The 17,393-nt window shown below is 72.9% G+C and carries 12 protein-coding genes; 7 read left to right on the plus strand and 5 right to left on the minus strand.

The features are described 5' to 3' along the window. Positions 1 to 44: 44 nt before the first annotated feature. The 4 genes from C6W10_RS02900 to C6W10_RS02915 all read left to right on the plus strand — a co-directional run bounded on the left by C6W10_RS02900 (position 45) and on the right by C6W10_RS02915 (position 5,621). On the plus strand, positions 45 to 1,682 hold the full coding sequence (locus tag C6W10_RS02900) for a glycosyltransferase family 39 protein (RefSeq protein ID WP_159104440.1): 1,638 nt from the start codon (positions 45 to 47) through the stop codon (positions 1,680 to 1,682). Further along, entirely contained in the window at positions 1,679 to 3,082 is a 1,404-nt protein-coding gene (locus tag C6W10_RS02905; RefSeq protein ID WP_107256286.1) for an MATE family efflux transporter, read from the plus strand. The genes C6W10_RS02900 and C6W10_RS02905 overlap by 4 nt, the downstream gene beginning before the upstream one ends. Further along, the gene (locus C6W10_RS02910; protein ID WP_107256288.1) at positions 3,079 to 4,668 is read left to right on the plus strand and encodes a glycosyltransferase family 39 protein; all 1,590 of its coding nucleotides are present in this window, start codon (positions 3,079 to 3,081) and stop codon (positions 4,666 to 4,668) included. Before C6W10_RS02905 ends, C6W10_RS02910 begins: the two co-directional genes overlap by 4 nt. Positions 4,669 to 4,772: 104 nt before the next feature. After that, on the plus strand, positions 4,773 to 5,621 hold the full coding sequence (locus tag C6W10_RS02915; RefSeq protein WP_199853844.1) for an alpha/beta fold hydrolase: 849 nt from the start codon (positions 4,773 to 4,775) through the stop codon (positions 5,619 to 5,621). Positions 5,622 to 5,719: 98 nt separating this feature from the next. Here the strand turns inward: C6W10_RS02915 and C6W10_RS02920 are convergent, their stop codons facing one another. Together C6W10_RS02920 and C6W10_RS02925 are read right to left on the minus strand one after the other, a co-directional pair. Then, positions 5,720 to 9,148 (minus strand): glycosyl hydrolase family 18 protein, encoded by a 3,429-nt coding sequence (locus tag C6W10_RS02920; protein WP_199853845.1) that lies wholly within the window; start codon positions 9,146 to 9,148, stop codon positions 5,720 to 5,722. Between the two features lie 53 nt (positions 9,149 to 9,201). Continuing rightward, entirely contained in the window at positions 9,202 to 12,306 is a 3,105-nt protein-coding gene (locus tag C6W10_RS02925) for a LuxR family transcriptional regulator (protein ID WP_107256292.1), read from the minus strand. A gap of 324 nt (positions 12,307 to 12,630) precedes the next feature. Between C6W10_RS02925 and C6W10_RS02930 the strand changes: the two genes are divergently transcribed. After that, on the plus strand, positions 12,631 to 13,161 hold the full coding sequence (locus tag C6W10_RS02930) for a DinB family protein (protein ID WP_107256294.1): 531 nt from the start codon (positions 12,631 to 12,633) through the stop codon (positions 13,159 to 13,161). A gap of 114 nt (positions 13,162 to 13,275) precedes the next feature. Here C6W10_RS02930 and C6W10_RS02935 read toward each other — a convergent pair whose 3' ends face one another. From C6W10_RS02935 to C6W10_RS02945, 3 genes are all read right to left on the minus strand, one after another. Next, on the minus strand, positions 13,276 to 13,899 hold the full coding sequence (locus tag C6W10_RS02935; RefSeq protein WP_107256296.1) for a GyrI-like domain-containing protein: 624 nt from the start codon (positions 13,897 to 13,899) through the stop codon (positions 13,276 to 13,278). 1 nt (position 13,900) lies between these two features. After that, positions 13,901 to 14,722 carry a MerR family transcriptional regulator gene (locus tag C6W10_RS02940; RefSeq protein ID WP_107263609.1) on the minus strand — a complete coding sequence of 274 codons (822 nt, stop codon included), beginning with the start codon at positions 14,720 to 14,722 and terminating at the stop codon, positions 13,901 to 13,903. An 89-nt stretch (positions 14,723 to 14,811) separates the two neighbouring features. Then, complete coding sequence (locus C6W10_RS02945; RefSeq protein ID WP_107256298.1) at positions 14,812 to 15,327, minus strand: GNAT family N-acetyltransferase; 516 nt, start codon at positions 15,325 to 15,327, stop codon at positions 14,812 to 14,814. A gap of 104 nt (positions 15,328 to 15,431) precedes the next feature. Between C6W10_RS02945 and C6W10_RS02950 the strand changes: the two genes are divergently transcribed. Further along, a complete protein-coding gene (locus C6W10_RS02950) occupies positions 15,432 to 15,884 on the plus strand; it encodes a hypothetical protein (protein WP_234361592.1) in 453 nt (150 codons plus the stop codon). Between the two features lie 338 nt (positions 15,885 to 16,222). After that, the gene (locus C6W10_RS02955) at positions 16,223 to 17,302 is read left to right on the plus strand and encodes a LacI family DNA-binding transcriptional regulator (protein ID WP_107256300.1); all 1,080 of its coding nucleotides are present in this window, start codon (positions 16,223 to 16,225) and stop codon (positions 17,300 to 17,302) included. Positions 17,303 to 17,393: the final 91 nt, after the last annotated feature.

Genomic DNA, 17,393 nt, shown 5'->3' on the forward strand with positions numbered 1-17,393 from the left:
GGGCGGTACGGCCGCGGCCCGTTCACCGCGCCTGCGCCGTACCCGTGGCCAGGCTGGCCCGGCGACGGCCGGAACTGGTGGTCGCCGCCGGACTGTTCGGGCTGCTGATGGCGACCGCCGGACGGTACGGCTGGTTCATCGACGAGCTGTACTTCATCCGGGCCGGCGCGGAACCGGCCTGGGGATATCCGGACCAGCCGGCCTTCAACCCGGTCGCGGTGCACGCCCTCTTCACGCTCGGCGGCGGACGGCTGGAGGTGGTCCGGGCGGTGGCGGCGCTGGCCAGTTGTGCGGCCGTCGTCGTCGCCGGTTCCCTGGCCGGCCTGCTCGGCGGCGGTCCGACCGCCCGCCTGGTCGCGGCGAGCCTGTGGGCCGCCTCGGGCACCGCGCTGACCACCGGGCACCTCTTCGTCACCGGGACGTTCGACGTGCTGGCCACCGCCGTGCTCTGCTGGTGCCTGGTCCGGGCCGGCACCACTGCCGACCCGCGCTGGATGGTCCCGGCAGGGCTCGCCCTGGGGCTGGGGCTGACCAACAAGATGCTGGTCGGCGTCGCCGCCGGGTGCCTCGCCGTCGCCGTACTGCTGGTCGGTCCCCGCTGGCTGCTGCGGTCGTGGTGGACCGCGCTCGGGGCGGTGCCGGCCCTGCTGGCCGTCGCGCCGTACCTCCACTGGCAGGCGACCCACGGCTGGCCGCAGGCCGAGGTCGCCGACTCGATCGCGGCGCTGGCCGAGAGCCGGCCGCTGGGCCAGCTCTGGGGCCAGGCAACCATGCTGGCGGCCCCGGCCCTGCCGCTGTTCGTCGGCGGACTGTGGTACGTCTTCCGCGCCGGGCGGCTGCGTCCGGCGCGCGTACTCGGTGTCGGTTACCTGCTGATGCTGGCCCTGGTGATGGTCATGCGCGGCCGGGGCTACTACACCTGCGGCATGGGACCGGCGCTGGCCGCCCTGGGTGGCCTGGCCGGTGAGCGGTGGCTGGCTCGCGGCCGCCGAGCCATCGCCGCGCCCCGGCCCGGCTCCGGGGGAGGCGGCCCGCGGACGACCGGCGAGGGCGGCCGACGGGCTGCCGGCGAGGGCGGCCGACGGGCTGCCGGCGGGGGCGGCCGGCGACGACTCCCGCGGCGGCCGGCGGCCCTGGCCACCGTGCTGGCGGTGGCGTTCATGGTCGACGTGCTCTGCTGCCTGCCGGTGATCCCGGCCCGGCACCTGGAGGCGAGCGGCGTGGGTCGGCTGAATCCGATGATCGTCGAGGAGGTGGGCTGGCCCGAGCTGGCGGATACCGTCTCGCGGGTCTGGCAGCAGATCCCACCGGCCGACCGGGACCAGGCGGTGATCTTCACGACCAACTACTCGAACGCGGGCGCCGTCGACGTGTACGGAGCGCCGCTGGGGCTGCCGCGCGCCTTCAGCGGGCACACCGGCTACGCCCGGTGGGGGCCGCCCACCGGCACCGGGCCGGTCCTACTGGTGGGGTTCGAGAGTCCGGCCGTGGTCTCCGCGGCCTTCCGGGACTGCCGCCGGGCGGCGGTGGTCGACAACGGTGTCGGGCTGTCGAACAACGCGCAGGGCCAGCCGGTACTGCTCTGCGCCGGCACCACCCGGCCCTGGCCGGAGCTGTGGCCGGCGCTGGTCCACTACGACCTCGGGTACGGGCGGACGCTGCCGGGCGTCCGGGGCGGATGACCGCCGAGCGGGCCGTACCGGTGCGGCACCGGGCCGGGACGGCCAGCGGAGAACGGGACCCGGCCGACCGTACCGACCTGACCCGTGGTCCGGTACTGCGCCGGACGGTGTCCTACGCGCTGCCGGTCGCCGCGTCCAGCCTGCTCCAGCAGTCGTACTTGCTGGTGGACGGCGCGGTCGTCGGGCACTACCTGGGCAGCTCGGGACTGGCTGCGGTGGGTGCCGCCCAGGGACTGGTGTACCTGTTGTCGACCGGGTCGTACGGGCTCGCCGGGGCCTTCTCGATCCGGATCGGACAGCTCACCGGTGCCGGGCACGATCAGCGCGCCGCCCAGCGCGCCCTGGCCGCCGGCACGGTGTTCTGCTCGCTGGTCGGCTTCGGGCTCACGCTGGTGCTCGCCGGGCCGGCCCTCTCCGCCATGGGCGTCGGCGCAGCGGTGGCGCAGGACGCCCGGCTGTTCCTCACGACGTACTCGGCCGGACTGCTCGCCGTCTTCGGGCTCACCGCGATCTCCGCCGTCTACGGCGGCCGTGGCGACTCCCGCGCCTCGATGTTGCTGCTCGGCCTCGGCAACGTACTCAACGCCGGGCTGGTGTGGTGGTTCGTCGGGCCGCTGGAGCTGGGACTGACCGGGGCGGCGTGCGCGACGGTCGGCGCGAGCGCGCTCGCCGCCGGCGTGGGCCTGTCCGGGCTGGCCCGGCAGCGCGGCGGCAGGCCCGGGACAGCGCCGACGGTGGCCACGGTGCGCCGGGAGTTGCGCACCGGGATCCGGATCGGGTTGCCGATCACGGGGCAGCACCTGGTGATCGGGCTCGGCGCCACCGTGCTGCTCGGGATCGTCGCCAAGCTGGGGACGGCGGTCCTCGCCGGGGTCACCGTCATCGTCCGGTTGGAACTCTTCGCCTCGCTGGTCTTCCTCGCCCTGGCGTCCGCGCTGTCGGTGACGGTCGCCCAGAACGCCGGGGCCGGTCGACCGGAGCGGGGCCGGACGGCGCTCGCCGGGTGCGTGCGACTGACCGTCGCGTTGAGTGTGCCGGTCTCGGTCGGTCTGGTCGCCGCCCGCGACGTGGTCGCCGGGCTGTTCGTCGCCGACCCGGCGGTGACCGGGGTGATCGGCCGGTACATCGCCATCACGTACCCGTTCTTCGTCTGTTACGCGCTGATGGTCGTCATCCACGGCTACGTCACCGGTCTCGGCCGCACCACGATCCCGCTGGTCTGCACCCTGCTCTCCTTCGCGGCCGTCCGTCTGCCGCTGTCGGCGCTGCTCGGCGACCGTTTCGGCGTGGACGGGCTGATCTGGGCGGTCGTCGTCGGCTGGCTCGTCGGCCTGGGATACACGGTGTTCGCGGTGGCCGACGGCCGCCGGGGCCGCATCACCGCGCTGGGGCGGCCATGACCGGTACCCGGCGTACCGCCCGGATCCGGGCCGCACTGCCGTTGGCGGGCTGCCTCTCCGTCGTGGCCGTCCTCTACGGGACCAACCTCGGCGGCTATCCGGAGTTCGGCAACGACGACGAGGGCACCTACTACGCCCAGGCCTGGGCCGTGGTCACCGAGGGGCGACTCGGGCACTACAGCTACTGGTACGACCATCCGCCGCTGGGCTGGATCCAGCTGGCCGCGTTGCTCCGCCCGGCGCAGTGGCTCTCCGGCGACCAGCCGGCCCTGGTCGGCGGGCGAGCCGTGCTGGCGATGGTCATGGTGGTCTCCGCCGCCCTGCTCTACCGCGTCTGCCGCAACCTCGGCCTGCCCCGACCCGGGGCGTCGGCGGTCGTCGGGATCTGGTGCCTGTCCCCGCTGGCGGTCTACTACGGCCGGCAGGTCCTGCTCGACAACATCGCGCTGATGTGGCTGCTGGCCTCGCTCGCGACGGCGACCGGCTCCCCGCGCTGGCGCCGCCCGGTGCTGTCCGGGGTGTGCTTCGGCGTCGCGATCCTCAGCAAGGAGACCGCCGCCCTGGCCGGGTTGGGCATCCTGGTGGCGCTGCGCGGTTCGGGCCAGGACCGGTCCCGCTCGTCCGGGGCCGGCCGTTGGCTCGCCGCCGCCGGACTGGTCGTGGGCGGCTGGCTGGTGTGTGTCGCGGCCGGCGGTGACATGCTGCCGTTGCTCGGAGCGATCGAGTGGCAGCTGCACGGTCGCGGCGGCTCCGGGTCCGTCCTCGATCCCGGCTCCACCGCACATCGGATCGTCGCGTCGTGGTGGTCCCTCGATGCGTTCCTGCTGTCGCTCGGGTTGGCGGCCGTCCCGCTGGGGCTCGCCCGGCGGGCCACCCGCGGGGTCGCGTTGATCGCGGTCGTGTTCGCCCTGGCCGGGCTGCGGCCCGGCGGCTACCTGCCGGCGATGCACGTGATCACAATGTTGCCGTTCCTGGCGCTGCTGCTCGGGTACGCGGTGTGGCGGGGCTGGTGTGCCGCGACCCGGCTGGCCGGCCGCCGCTCGACCGGGGTCCGCGTCGCGGTGGCGGTACTGGTCACGGCGGCCGTGCTGGCCGCAACCCCCTCGTGGGTGGCGGGCGCCCGGACGGCGCTGACCGTGGACGCGAACGCCGCGTACCGGCAGGCGCTGTCGTTCGTCGCCACCAGCCTGCCCCGGGACACGGTGGTGCTCACCGACGACGACACCTGGAACGACCTGGTCCGGCTCGGATGGAGTGGGAACGGGTGGGACGGCGCCGTCTGGCACTACAAGCTGGACCGCGACCCCGAGGCCGTCACCGAACTGCCGAACGGCTGGCGCGACGTCGACTACCTGCTGGCCGGCCGGGCGATGGAGTCGCTGCTCGGCACGCCGGCGATCAGTTGGGCACAGGCGCCCGAGGTGGTGAGCGCCTGGCGGAACAGTTCGGTGGTCGCCTCCTGGGGGCCGCCGGACTCACCGGTCGTGCTGCGCCGGGTCGACCCGACCGGCAGCCTCGGCTGCCGGCAGCGGGACTGCCCGGCGCGGGAGCCGGCCTGGACGACCGGCGAGACCGGGCGGCGCTGAGGGCTCCGCCCACCCCCCGGTCGTCGCCCGGTTCTCGGCGTACGGCGACGCGCCCACCGCAGGCCGTCTCGACAGAACCTCGACAACAACGCGAAGGAGTGGCCATGTCCCACAGGTCGACCCCGATCCTGCTGCTGCACGGCTCCTGGCACGGTGCCTGGTGCTGGACGGAGGTCATCGCCCAGCTCGTGCCGTACGGCCGCCCGACCCTGGCGGTCGACATGGCCGGGCACGGGCTGCGCGCCCGTCGACCCGAGTGCCTGACCGTGCGTCCGTTCGACCCGGCCGCGCTGGCCACCGAGGTCTCGCCGGTGGCGGAGGTGGACCTCGACCGAGCGGCCGAGCTGCTGGTCTCGCAGATCGAATGGCTGGGCCGTGGCGGCCCGGTCACGGTGGTGGCGCACAGCATGGGCGGCCCCGTCCTGACCCGGGCGGCGCAGCAGGTTCCCGAACTGGTGGCGCACGCCGTCTACCTCGCCGCCATCATGCCCGGCTCGGACCGGGCGGCCGAGGGGTACTTCGCGCTGCCGGAGAACGCGGGCGCGCTGGTGCTGCCCGCCCTTCGGGGCGATCCGGGGGTGATCGGGGCGCTGCGGCTCGACCTCGCCTCGAACGATCCCGGCTATCGTCAACAGCTTCGCGACGCGTTCTACGGCGACGTCGCCCCGGTCGTCGCCGACGCCGCCCTGGGCCTGCTCACCCCGGACGCCCCGGTCAGCATGATGCGCGGCACCACCCGGCTGACCCGGGACGGTTGGGGCTCCCTCCCCCGCACCTACGTCGTCTGCGCCCGGGACATGGCGATCCGCCCGGCGCTCCAGCGGGTACTCGTCGCGGAGGCCGATGCCGCCTTCCCGGAGAATCCGACCTCCGTCGTGACGCTGGACTCCGCACACGCGCCATTCCTGTCCAGGCCGGGCGAGGTGGCCGAGATCGTCGGACGACGGGGCTGAGAGCCGGCCCCTCCGCTCGGAAGCGCGCAACCGCGCCGCGAATCGGGGCGCCCCGCGCGTCGCTGTCGCGACCTGGGGACGCCCCGGTCTCCGCTGGCTCAGCTCGCCGGGCCGATCAGCCGCCACGGCTCATGGTCGGCGTCCGGTCCGGTACCCGGAATGTTGCCCTGGGTCCACCACTTGGCTTGCCAGACCTTGCCGCCGTACTTCACGGTGATCTGTTCGACCGGCTGGGTCGCCGGGTTGTAGACCTTGCTCGCGTCCCAGGCCGGTGCGGAGCAGCCGCCCGCCGGTGGGGCCGTCTGCGACGATCCCCGGTTGTGTTCGGAAAGGAGCGCGAACCGCTGGTCGCCCACCCGCAGCGTGGTGTTCACGGGTCCGGTGGCCGGGAGGTAGTAGATGATCGGAATGTCCAGGCTCTTTCCCGGCGGGATGATCTGGCAGTAGTCCAGCTTGAGGCCGACCCGGTGGAAGTCGCCGCTCAGGCCGCCGCCGGCGTTCGGGCCGGTGTGTCCCGGCTCCACCTGCCACTTGCCGCCCTGCTGTCCGGTCTGCCAGTTGCCGTCCTTGACCAGCGGCGGGGTGGAGGTGGGCAGGTCGAAACGGAGTTCGACGTCCTTGCCGCCGCCGAGCGTGCCGGCGGTGTTGTTGGTGATCCGGAGCTTGGGCTGCATCGGCCACAGCTCCGTGGCCGTGGAGCCGTACTCCACCAGCTCCACGTGGACGTCGATCGCCGCCGACGGCATCGTCACGGAGCTGCCCGTGTTACGGCTGGCCCCGTAGGCGCCCACCCCGGCCAGCCGCTCGTGCAGCCTGTTGGTCATCGTGTAGCCCATCCGGCAGGGATCCTGGCCGGTGACCCGCGCCGGGCAGTCGTAGTCGCCGCCCAGCTCCCACATCATCACGCCACCGGCGCCCTTGTCGATCACGTAGTCGGCGACCTCGTCCAGGCCCTCGGTGTCCATCGTGGAGAGGAAGACGTCCTTGCTGTCGTTCCAGAGCCAGGACGTCTTCGTGGTGTCGTCCCAGCGCCGGACGTACTCTCCGCTGATCTCGTCGGAGGGGTCGTCGTCCGGGGTCAGGCCGACGCTGTCCGCGTACCCGGGCATGACGTTCTTCTCCAGGTTCTTGGCGTGCCACATCGGGCTGACGCCGGCACCCAGCTCCTCCCCCTCGGCGGTCTTGTCGTGCCAGATGTTGTCGATGCCGACGGCACCGTTGCCGCACGGCCGGACGAGGCCGGTGCCGGGGGCGCAGTCGGTACCCTTCGACGTCCCCCACAGCCCCGACTGGCCGCCGGTGACGCCCCGCCAGCCCCGGGTGTAGTACGGGATGCCGATGTTGATCCGCCCCGCCTGCATCGCGCCGCGCAGGTAGTGGAACGCCCAGTCGGTGTTGAAGTAGCCGAGGCCGTCGTACTCCGGGGTCTCGTAGAGCTCCTTCAGCTCCGCGTCCTTGCCGTCGTCGTAGAGCGGGGCGTTGGGTCCGACCACGTCGTTCCAGGTGCCGTGGAAGTCGTACGACATCAGGTTGGTGAAGTCCTGGTACCGCAGCGCCTGCTGGTTCGCCATGCCGCGTACCAGGTAGCCGGAGGCGGAGGAGGCGGACGTCAGCAGGTAGTACCTGCCGTCCGTGGCGGCGGCCCGGTCCAGCTTCTCGCGCAGCGTCCTCATCAGTGCGGTGTAGCTGGCCGGCAGTCCGGGGCGGCGGGACCGCGCCGTGTCCCAGTCGTCGGGGTTGCCGGTCTGGTCCAGCACGGTCGGGTACTCGTAGTCGATGTCCACCCCGTCGAAGCCGTAGCGGCGCAGGAAGTCGACCGCCGAGTCCGCGAAGGTGTCGATCCCGCCCTGGTTGACCGTGCCGTCGGCGTTGGTGGTCATCGTGTAGAAGCCGCGTGACTCGGCCCAGCCGCCGACCGAGATCAGCGTCTTCACCCGTGGATGCAGCCGCTTGTATTTGGTCAGCAGGTTGAAGTGCCCCTGGTACGGCAGGTCGGGAGCCATCTCGGCACCGCGTGTCCCGGGCCAGGTCATCCCGATCGCCGGGTTGCCCGGACCGGCCTGCCCGACCGAGATCCGGTTGTTCTCGATGTGCGCGAAGGCGTAGTTGAGGTGCGTCACCTTCGACCACGGGATGTTCTTGACCAGGTAGTACGGCGTCCCGTCGGCGCCGGTGCGGTCACCGTTGAAGTAGCCGATCACCCGTCGGGACCGGCCCTGTCCGAGCCACTCCCGGCCGTCGCTCTGGTAGACGTCGCAGTACGGCGCGGTCACGCCGGCGGTCGGCGTCATCCCGTCCGGGCGGCACGTGTGGTGGGCACCGGTCGCCGGCTTGGCACCGCCGTCGTCGCCACCGGGGTGCTGCTCCATCGGGTCGCCCACCCCGCCGTTGCGCACGGGGTCGGCCGGGGTGACGTCGTTGTACGCGTTCCAGGTGTAGCCGAGGTCGGCGGAGTCGGGCTTGCCCGGCCAGTCGAAGTAGTTGTGCACGAGTTCGGCGGGGTTGGTGGCCAGGTACCCCCGGCCCGGGAGGTCGTCGGAGTCGTCCCAGGCCCACGCCGGGTTGGCGGCGTCGGTGGGGCAGTCGCCGTCCGCCGGTCCGGCCACCCCGCCCTCGCCGCAGATGGCGCCGTACGGGTTGCCGCCGTCGTCACCGGCGAAATTGTTCGACGTGGCGAACAACGTCGTCAGGTTGCGGTTGGCCCACATGCCGTTCTGGGCGAAGATGTCGATCAGGGTGTACTGCACGTCCCGGTCGTTGGGTCCGTCGGGCACCTCGGCGGTGGTGCCGGGGTGGTAGAGGATGCCGTCGCCGTTGCGGAACTGGTCTCCGAGGTCCGGGGAGGGCTTCCGGGTGGCCCCCATGGCCCACGCGGCGTGGGTGCCGGCCTGCTGGGCCGTCCACGGGCGCTGGTGACCGTCGTCGTGCGGGCTGCCCCTCGTCGCGATCACCCCGTCGACGTCCTCGTCGCCGCTGGCGAAGTCGCTGCCCTCGGGTACCCAGGAGTAGAAGTCGCTGTGCGACACCGTGACGACGGCCTTGAGCGTGCCGTGCGCGGAGCCGTCGTTGGCCACGACGACGAGGGCGCCCTCGGCGTCGTTCTCGTGCTCGGTCGCGTCCTCCTCGTAGTCGTCGAGCGCGGCGTCCGCCCAGTCGCGGGGGTGGAAGAACATGTAGATCAGGTAGGAGAAGCTCCGGGTCTGGACCACCGAGTAGTAGACGTGGGCCGCCAACGGGTACTCGCTGGCGTTCTCCCAGTTGTTGCGGCCGTTGAGGTCGCCGTCGAAGTCGTACGACGTGATGTAGTCGGACTCGCCGCCGAACGAGGTCTCGCCGCTGGTGTCGACGTCCTGGAAGTGCACCGGCGCCCACCACTGGGCGAGTTCGGCGCGTTCGGCGGCGGTGGAGGGGATCGTCGTGGCGGCTGCGGCGGGCCGGGCCGGGCCGACGGCTCCGGAGACGGCCAGCAGGGTGAGGACGGAGAGCAGGATCAGAGATCTTCGGGGTACCCGGGCAGCTAACGTCATCGCCACAGCGTCCCCGGCCTCCCGGCGGCGGACATCAGGCAACTGACGCGGCTTCACCTATCGATGTTTGTCAATGTATTGACTTCCCGGGCGATCTCCACCCGACTGTGCAGCTCCAGCTTGGCCAGTACCCGGGAGACGTGCGTCTGCACCGTACGCCGGGACAGGAACATGGTCGACGCGATGTCCGGCGTCGACCGGCCCTCGGCGATCAGCAGGGCGACCCGGCGCTCGGTGTCGGTCAACGCCGGCCAACCGCTGACGGCGCGGGACGTCCGGGTGCCGTGGACGCCCCGCCGGATCCCCCGCCGCCGCAGCCGGGCGTCGGTGCGGCGGATGTCCCAGGTCGCGCCGAACCCGGCGTAGAGCTCCACCGCCTCGTTCAGCGCGGCACGGCACGCGGCGGTGTCCCGCCCGGCGAGCAGCACCGCGAGATCCTCCAGCGCGCCCGCCAGATCGACGGCCGGACCAACCGCGCGGTAGTGGGCCACCGCCGCCCGCACCAGGGCCGGATCGTCGCCGAAGAGTCCCTCGCAGCGCAGCCGGGCGGCCTGCGCCCGCCACGGCTCCGCCTCGGCGGCGGCCTCGCGCCGACTCGCCTCCACCGCACCCCGGGCGGCAGCGCGGTCCCCGGCGGCGAGCGCGACGCGTACCAGGTCCGGCAGCCACTGGTGGATCAGCGTCATCTCGCCCGGACGCCGGTCCAGGATCTCGCCGAACGTCGACACGGCCAGCCGGAGCGCGCCGTCCCGCTCGGCGGCCAACGCCTGAGCGGCCAGCAGGAAATCCCGATTCTCCCGGTCCGCGAGGGTCTCCACCGGGAACGCCGAACCGGCCGCGAAATGTTCGGAGGCGGCGGTCGGGTTCTCCCGCCGGACGGCGAGCAGGGCGGCCACCCCGTGCCGCAGCACCGTGGGCCCCCGCTCGCGCAGCCCGGCGTACGTGATTCCGGGCCCGTCCTCGTCGACCGAGTGCAGCTCGGCGATCGCGTCGTCCCACCGCCCGGTCCAGTACAGCAGGACCGCGGCCGTCACCCCGGTCGCCGAACCCATCGCGTTGCCCGGCTCCCGGGCGACCTGGCGGGTCTGCCGCTCCGCCGCCTCGGCGTCCGCCCACCGGCAAAGGTTCTGCAAGGTGAACACCCGGGCGTGCAACGCGAACATCCGCACGTCGGCATGGTCCGGTTCGTCGCCGAGCACCCGCAGCGCCCGGTCCACCCGCTCCAGCGCGGAGCGGTGCCGCCGCCGGACCGACTCGGTCAGCCACAGATCCGTCAGGGCGTACCCGATGGCGTACGCGTCGCCGGAGAGTTCGGCCGCGTGCAGCGCCTCGACGGCGGCGGCGTCGGCCGCCACCAGGTCACCCCGGCTGGCGCGCAGCGCCATCGCCGAGGACGCCAGCAGCCGGGGGTGCCAGGAACCGAGCTGCCCCGGCTGCTCGAAGACGTCCCGCAGCGCGTCGAGCGCCTCGTCCGTACGGCCGCCACCGATCAGCGCCCGGGTGAGCACCCAGTACATCTCGCCCCGGTCCTCCGGGCCTGTCAACACCGCGATCGCCCGCCGGGCGTGCGACGCGGCCTCGGAGTGGCGGCCCATCCCGAGCAGGATCCGCGCCAGCGCGGCGAGTACCGGCGCCTGGTCCCCGGCCGCCGCCGACGGCCTGCCGAGTTCCCGTCGCAGGAGCGTCGCCGCGACATCGGGAGCGCGTGCCGCCACCACCGGCGCCGTCGCCACCAACCAGCCGCGGACCCACCGGTCACCGAGCTGATCCGCCGCGAGCAGTTGCTGCGCGACCGTCAGCGGATCACCGTCCGCGTCCGCGAGCACGCGGGCCGCGTCGAGATGCAGAGCCGCGCGTACCGGCACCGGCATGCGTTCGTAGAGCGCCTGCCGGATCAGCGGATGCCGGAACGCCATCCGCGATCCCGAGCGCACCAGGATCCCGGCCGCGACGGCGTCCTTCAGCCCGTCCGACAGCACCGACACCGGTTCCCGCACCAGCGTGGCAAGCTCGGTCACGGCGAACTCGTGCCCGAGCATCGCGGCGGTGTCGAGCGCGTGCACCGCCAGGTCGGGTACGAAGCTCAACCGGCCACTCAGCGCGTCGGCCAGGGACACCGGGACCCGGTCGGCCTCGTCGTCGGGCAGGTCGGCGACGTCGCCGCGTACCCGGATCATCCGCTCCCGCAGCAGCGCCTCGACCAACTCCCGCAGGTGCAGCGGGTTGCCCATCGCGGCGGCCACCCAGCGGGCGAGGTTGGGGCCCGGCCAGCCTCCGACCAGCGTCGCCACCAGGGTGGTCGTGTCGGTCTCGGTGAGCGGTGCGAGCGTGATCACGGTATGGTCGCGCCGGCTGACCACGGTACGGACGTTGACCACCTCGGGCCGACGCAGCACCGGACCGCAGACCCCCACCAGCATCAGCGGCATCTGCTCGACGGCCAGGCAGAGGCGCTGCCAGACCGTCACCGACGCCGGATCGGCCCACTGGAGATCGTCGATCACGAGCACGGTGGGTGCGGCCGTACAGAGCTCGTCCACCAGCGCGACCAGCATCTCGGCCGCCGCCGCGTAGACCACGTCGAAGTCGCGGACGAGCCGGGGACCGCGCCTGAGCAGGAATTCGGCGATCTCGGCGCGCCGCCGGTCGGGCGACCGCGCCCGGACGCCCAGGCAGCTCGCCATCACCCCGAGCGGGGAGCGCTGCGACAGGTGGTCGGCCGTACCCCACAACACCTCGCAACCGAGGCCACGGGCCGCGGCGATGCCCGCCTCGACGAGCGCGGACTTGCCGACGCCCGGCTCACCCTCGACCCAGACCGCCGAACCCCGCCCGCGCGCCAGCTCGCCCACGGCAGCGGTCAACAATCCCAGCTCCTGGTCGCGCCCCACAAGGCGGTCCGGATCCGTCACCGTACCCCCGTCCGGTACTGCACCGTCTCGACGATCGCCTGGCTCGATCCCGGCCGCCGCCGTACCGGGCGTGGCACGGGTACGCCAGTCAGCCCGGCCACCCCACGGACGGCTGGCGGAGACCTTGACCCGACCGGGTTGCAGCGCCGACTCGTGACATTCGGAATCGTCCTCGGTGGATAGTGGGATGGACGGGGTGGGCGGCAGCCGGCTGCCGCCCGGTGCGCAACGTCGTCGCGGCGTCATCGCTGACACCCTGGTCGGGAAAGAGTGGCCGGGCCGTCCGGCGCTGTCGCGGACGGCATCCGGGGCGGAGTGGCGGGCGCGGCGTCAGCCGCCGGAGCACCCACCGCCGCCCCGGGCGCGACCGTGACCACGCTCCGCGCGCCAGTGCGCAGCAGCGTACGGCGGACGACGGCTCAGACATCGATACTACCCTCTGCCGGTCCCCCGGCCGGCTCCCGCCCGGGGTGTCGGTCCGAACTTCGGCGCGGGCGCCGGATCGGGTCGGAGCCTCTGATCCGTGGATAACCGCTCGCCCGGCCACGGCTGCGATGCGAAGATCGCCCGGTGTCCGCATCCCGTGCTGAGCTGCTGCGATGGCAGTTCGACCTGACCTGGTCGCTGCTCGAATACCATCTGGAGCGGCTGGAGCCCGCCCACCTGCTGTGGGAGCCGGCCGCGCTCTCCTGGACCGTACGCCCGGACGACGCGGGCCGATGGCTGCCGGACTGGTCGGAGACCGAGCCGGATCCGGTCCCGGTTCCCACCGTCGGCTGGCTCAGCTGGCACCTCGGCTGGTGGTGGAGCGCGACCGTCGACCACGCCCGGGGACGCACCCCGCCGGACCGCACCGAGGTGTACTGGCCCGGCGACCTCGCGGCGACCATCGCCTGGCTGCGCGCCCTGCGTACCGAGTGGCTGTCGGTGCTCGACGGACTCACCGAGGCGGATCTCGACGAGATCGCCCCGTTCCCGTGGCAGGGCGACCCGGCGCACACCGTCGCGCACATGGTCGCCTGGGTCAACGCGGAGCTGATGAAGAACGTCGCCGAACTCGGCCAGCTCCGGCTGCTGCACGAGGCTCGTGCGATGCCCTGAGCCTCCGGGTCGGGCACGGACCGCTGTTCCGCGAGGTGTGGGGGACGACCGACCTGCCGTGCACGGAACGGGTCCCGGCCGCCGCGAGCGGGCGCCCGCCGGGGCGGGACCGTCTCAGCGCAGGGTCACCGGATAGCGGAGGATCGTCCTCAGCCTCGGCGCGGCCGTCCGGGCCGGATTCGACAGGTAGATCTCGTGGTGGTGCCCCGAGATCCGGTACCCGGACTCGTCGAGGAAGGCCATCAGCCGGTCCCGGGTCGGCCGCTCCTCGCTGTACGGGCCGATGTGCAGCAGCTGCGCGCTCGTTCCCTCCGTCAACCGGCGCAGTTCGACCCGGTCCACCGGTACCCCGGGCTTCTTCCGGGCCGTCTCCGTGAGCACCTCCGCGACCAGATCCGGCTGCGCCGCCTGTGACGGCTGGAGGATCAGCATCGTCCAGTTCCAGGTCGACCGGTCCTGGCGGGTCGGGTCCCACTCCTGCGACCCCCACCACAGCCCCTCCAGCGGTGCGACGGAGTAGTCCAGCACGTCGGCCCGGCGCAGCCGGGAGCGCAGCCCGTACGCGACCGTGTACAGCGCCCGCACCGCCTCCTGGTATCCGGAGCCGTCCGGGTCCCCGACACCGTCGATTGCCAGATAGGGCAACTCCGGTACCTCCACCAGGGCCGGGGCGGCACCCGCCGCGTACAGCCGGGAATGCACCTTCTTCAGATCGGTCCTGGTCGGCGTGGTGGTCATCTCAGCTCGGCTCCTCGTCCTCGATCGGCACGACCACCCGGGTCACCAGTTGGGCCGGCTCGGTCGTCACCGGGTCGGCCAGGTACGCCTCCCGCACCTGGCCGCACGGGCGCAGCCCGCGCTCGTGGATCCAGGCGAAGACCGCCTGGTACGTCAACGTCAGGTGTTCGTACGGTCCGACGTGCACCGCCGCCACCACCGGACCCGGCGGCAGCTCCTCGACGGCCGTCCCCGGCACGGCGTCGGCGGGTACGTCGCTCTGCACCCCCACCGCGACCCGGAGCTGGCTGCCCAGGTCGACCGGGAAGAGGCCCCAGACCGGCGGTCTCCAGTCGAGGCCCGCCATCCCGGCCATCAGTGGGCCGATCTCGCCGCCGAGCGTCGCGCCGATCTCCTCCGGTGCGCAGACCGCGCGGCGGACCAGCAGCCGGCGGGCGGGCTCCTGCGCCATGGTCACCTCGTGCCGGAGCAGCCCGTCGGTGAGCAGGTCACCGGTGAGCAGCCGGTCCAGGAGCTGCCAGCTGCGTTGCTGTGCGGCGATCCGCTCCGCCAGCCGGCTCCGTTCGGTCCGCAACACGGCGGCCCGCGCCTCCTCGTCGCCGGTGAGCACCCGGGTGATCGCCGCGAGTGGGACGTCGAGGCCGCGCAGCAGGGCGATCACCATCGCGTCCCGCACCTGGGTCCGCCGGTAGTAGCGGTAGCCGGTGGCCGGATCGACGCTCGCCGGCCGCAGCAGGCCCACCTCGTCGTAGTGGCGCAACTGCTTGACGCTGAGTCGGCACAGCCGGGCGAACGCGCCGATCGGCAGGAGTTCCCTGGTCACCGCCACATCTTGGACCCTCCCATCGAGGGAGGGTCCAGCCGGCCGACCTGGCCGGTCCGGCGCGGTGCCCGGGGTACGCCCCTGCGCGGTCAGCGGTCGGACAGGCGTTGGAAGAGGATGTGGTCCTGCCACCGCCCCGCGATCTCGACGTATTCCCGGGCGACGCCGATCCGGTCGAACCCGTTGCGCCCGAGTACCCGCTGTGACCCGGTGTTGTGCAGCAGGGTGCCGGCCATCACCTGGTGCAGGTCCAGTTCACCGAAGGCGACGTCGAGGATCAGGCCCACCGCCCGGGTCGCGACGCCGCGCCCGTTGACGGACTCGGCGACCCAGTAGCCGAGGTTCGCCGACTGGGCCGGCCCGCGCAGGATCGCCGAGAGCGTGACGGTGCCGCAGATCTGCCCGTCGAGTTCGATCACGCAGCCGTAGCCGGTGCCGTTCTCCCGTTCCAGGGTCGCCTGTCGGAGCCGGGCACGCTGCCCGGCGGGGGTGAAGAAGCTCTCCGGGCGTACGGGTTCCCAGGGGGCCAGGAATTGCCGGTTGGCCACGTACGCCTCGGCGAGCGCGACCGCGTCGTCCACACCGGCGGGTCGGATCCGGATCATGGTCAGATTCTTCCAGCCAGCCCCGTCCGACGCTCTCCCGCGCCACGACGGCCCCCCGGTGCACCCGGCGGGGCCGCCTTGCCGAGCCCGGTTAACCTGGCGGGGTGTTGAAGGCCCGCAGGGTGAGCGCGTGGCGCAGCCGCTACGAGATCAGCGTCGGGGACCGGGTCGTGACGACCTGGGACGACGCCTTCTGGCGCAGCGGCGGCGACTTCGAGCTGGACGGCCAGCGATACCAGGTGCGCGGCAACGCCTGGGGAACCCGCTACACCCTGCTCGACGGGGCGGGCGGGGCCGTCGCCTCGGCGGACCGGGTCGGCCGCAAGCGGTGGACGGTCGAGGCCGCCGGGCAGACGTACCAGTTCCAGCGCGCCTCGCTCTTCGGCACCGAGCAGGAACTGCACGCTGGCGGGCGTCGGGTCGGCTCGGTGAAGCGGATCAGCTTCTGGCGCGGCGACGTCGCCGCCGACCTGCCCGGGCTGCCGTTGCCGGTGCAGGTCTTCGTGGTCGGCGTGGTGATCACCATGTGGAACCAGCAGGCGGCCGCGGCGAGCTGAGCCGCCGGGCCCCGACGCCGCACACCCCGCTCGCCGGCCCCCACGTCGCACACCCGCTCGCCGGGCGCCGCTCGGGTCACGCCGTCATATCCGGCCCGCGCGGGCGCCCTCGGGTCACCGTTCGGCCGGCGGACGCCCGGCGGTCGCGTCCAGAACTCGGCTCGTGCCGGGCGGACGCAGCCGACGCAGACCTCTATCCCGAAAACCTTTTCGGAGGATAGCGACCGGGTTGTGCGAGTACTCACCGTTCCCCGCGAAGGGGCAAATTACGGCGTAGTCGGCCTAGACTAGAATCTCGGTGGCTCGGCCTTCTCGAAAGACGGTCCGAAAGGATTTCGGTGGTCAGACAACGCTCTCAATCAGTGACCCTGACCGACGTGGCACGGCGGGCCGGGGTCTCGGTGGCCACCGCCTCCAAGGCGCTGAACGCGCGGGACGAGGTTGCGCCGGCCACCCGTCGCCGGGTCCTGGAGGCGGCCGAGGAACTCTCCTTCCACCCCAACGCCCTGGCCAAGGGACTGATCTCGGGGCGTACCCGGACGATCGGGCTGCTCACCGACGAACTCGGCGAACGCTTCGCCTTCCCGGTGCTGCTCGGCATCGAGAACGCGCTCGGCAACGAGCAGATGTGCGTACTGCTCTGCGACGCCCGTGGGGACGTCATCCGGCGCCGGCACTACATCCGTACGCTGCTGGCCCGCCAGGTGGACGGCTTCATCATCCTGGGCGACTCGAACGACATCCGCCCCTCGCTGACCCGGGACATCCCGGTCCCGGTCGTCTACGTCTACGGCGAGTCCGACGACCCGAACGACCTCTCGGTGCTCGCCGACGACGCCGGTGGCGCGCGGCTGGCCGTCGAGCACCTGGTCGCGCTCGGCCGGCGCCGGATCGGGCACATCACCGGCCCGGAGACCTACCGCGCCGCCCGTGACCGGGTGACCGGCCTGCACTCGGTACTGGCCGAGGCCGGGCTGCCGCTGGCCGGCGGCGACCCGCTGTACGGCGAATGGTCCCAGCGCTGGGGCCGGCACGCCGGCCGGATGCTGCTCACCGCCGATCCGGAGATCGACGCCGTCTTCTGCGGGAACGACCAGATCGCCACCGGGGTCGCCGAGACCCTGCTCGACCTCGGCCGGCGGATCCCGGACGACGTCGCGATCGTCGGCTACGACAACTGGGAGGTCTTCGCCGCCGACTGCCGGCCGCCACTGACCACCGTGGACCTCAACCTGCAACAGCTCGGCGCGACCGCGGTCAAGCAGCTCTTCGCCGCGCTCGACGGCGAACGGGCCGCCGGGGTGATCCGGCAGCCCTGCCGGCTCGTCGTCCGGGAGTCGACCGGCCCGGTCGCCTCGCTCGGCGCCGCCCGCGCGGGCATCCGGACCGAGATGGTTACCCAGGCCGATCGGGGGTAATCCCGCCAGCGCCCCCAGCGCGGTCCGACGGGCAAATAGCGATAACAGGCGACCCTCCCGCATCTCTCGGGGCATGCTCAGATGGTCGGCG

The organism is Plantactinospora sp. BB1, from assembly GCF_003030385.1.
Classification (GTDB): domain Bacteria; phylum Actinomycetota; class Actinomycetes; order Mycobacteriales; family Micromonosporaceae; genus Plantactinospora.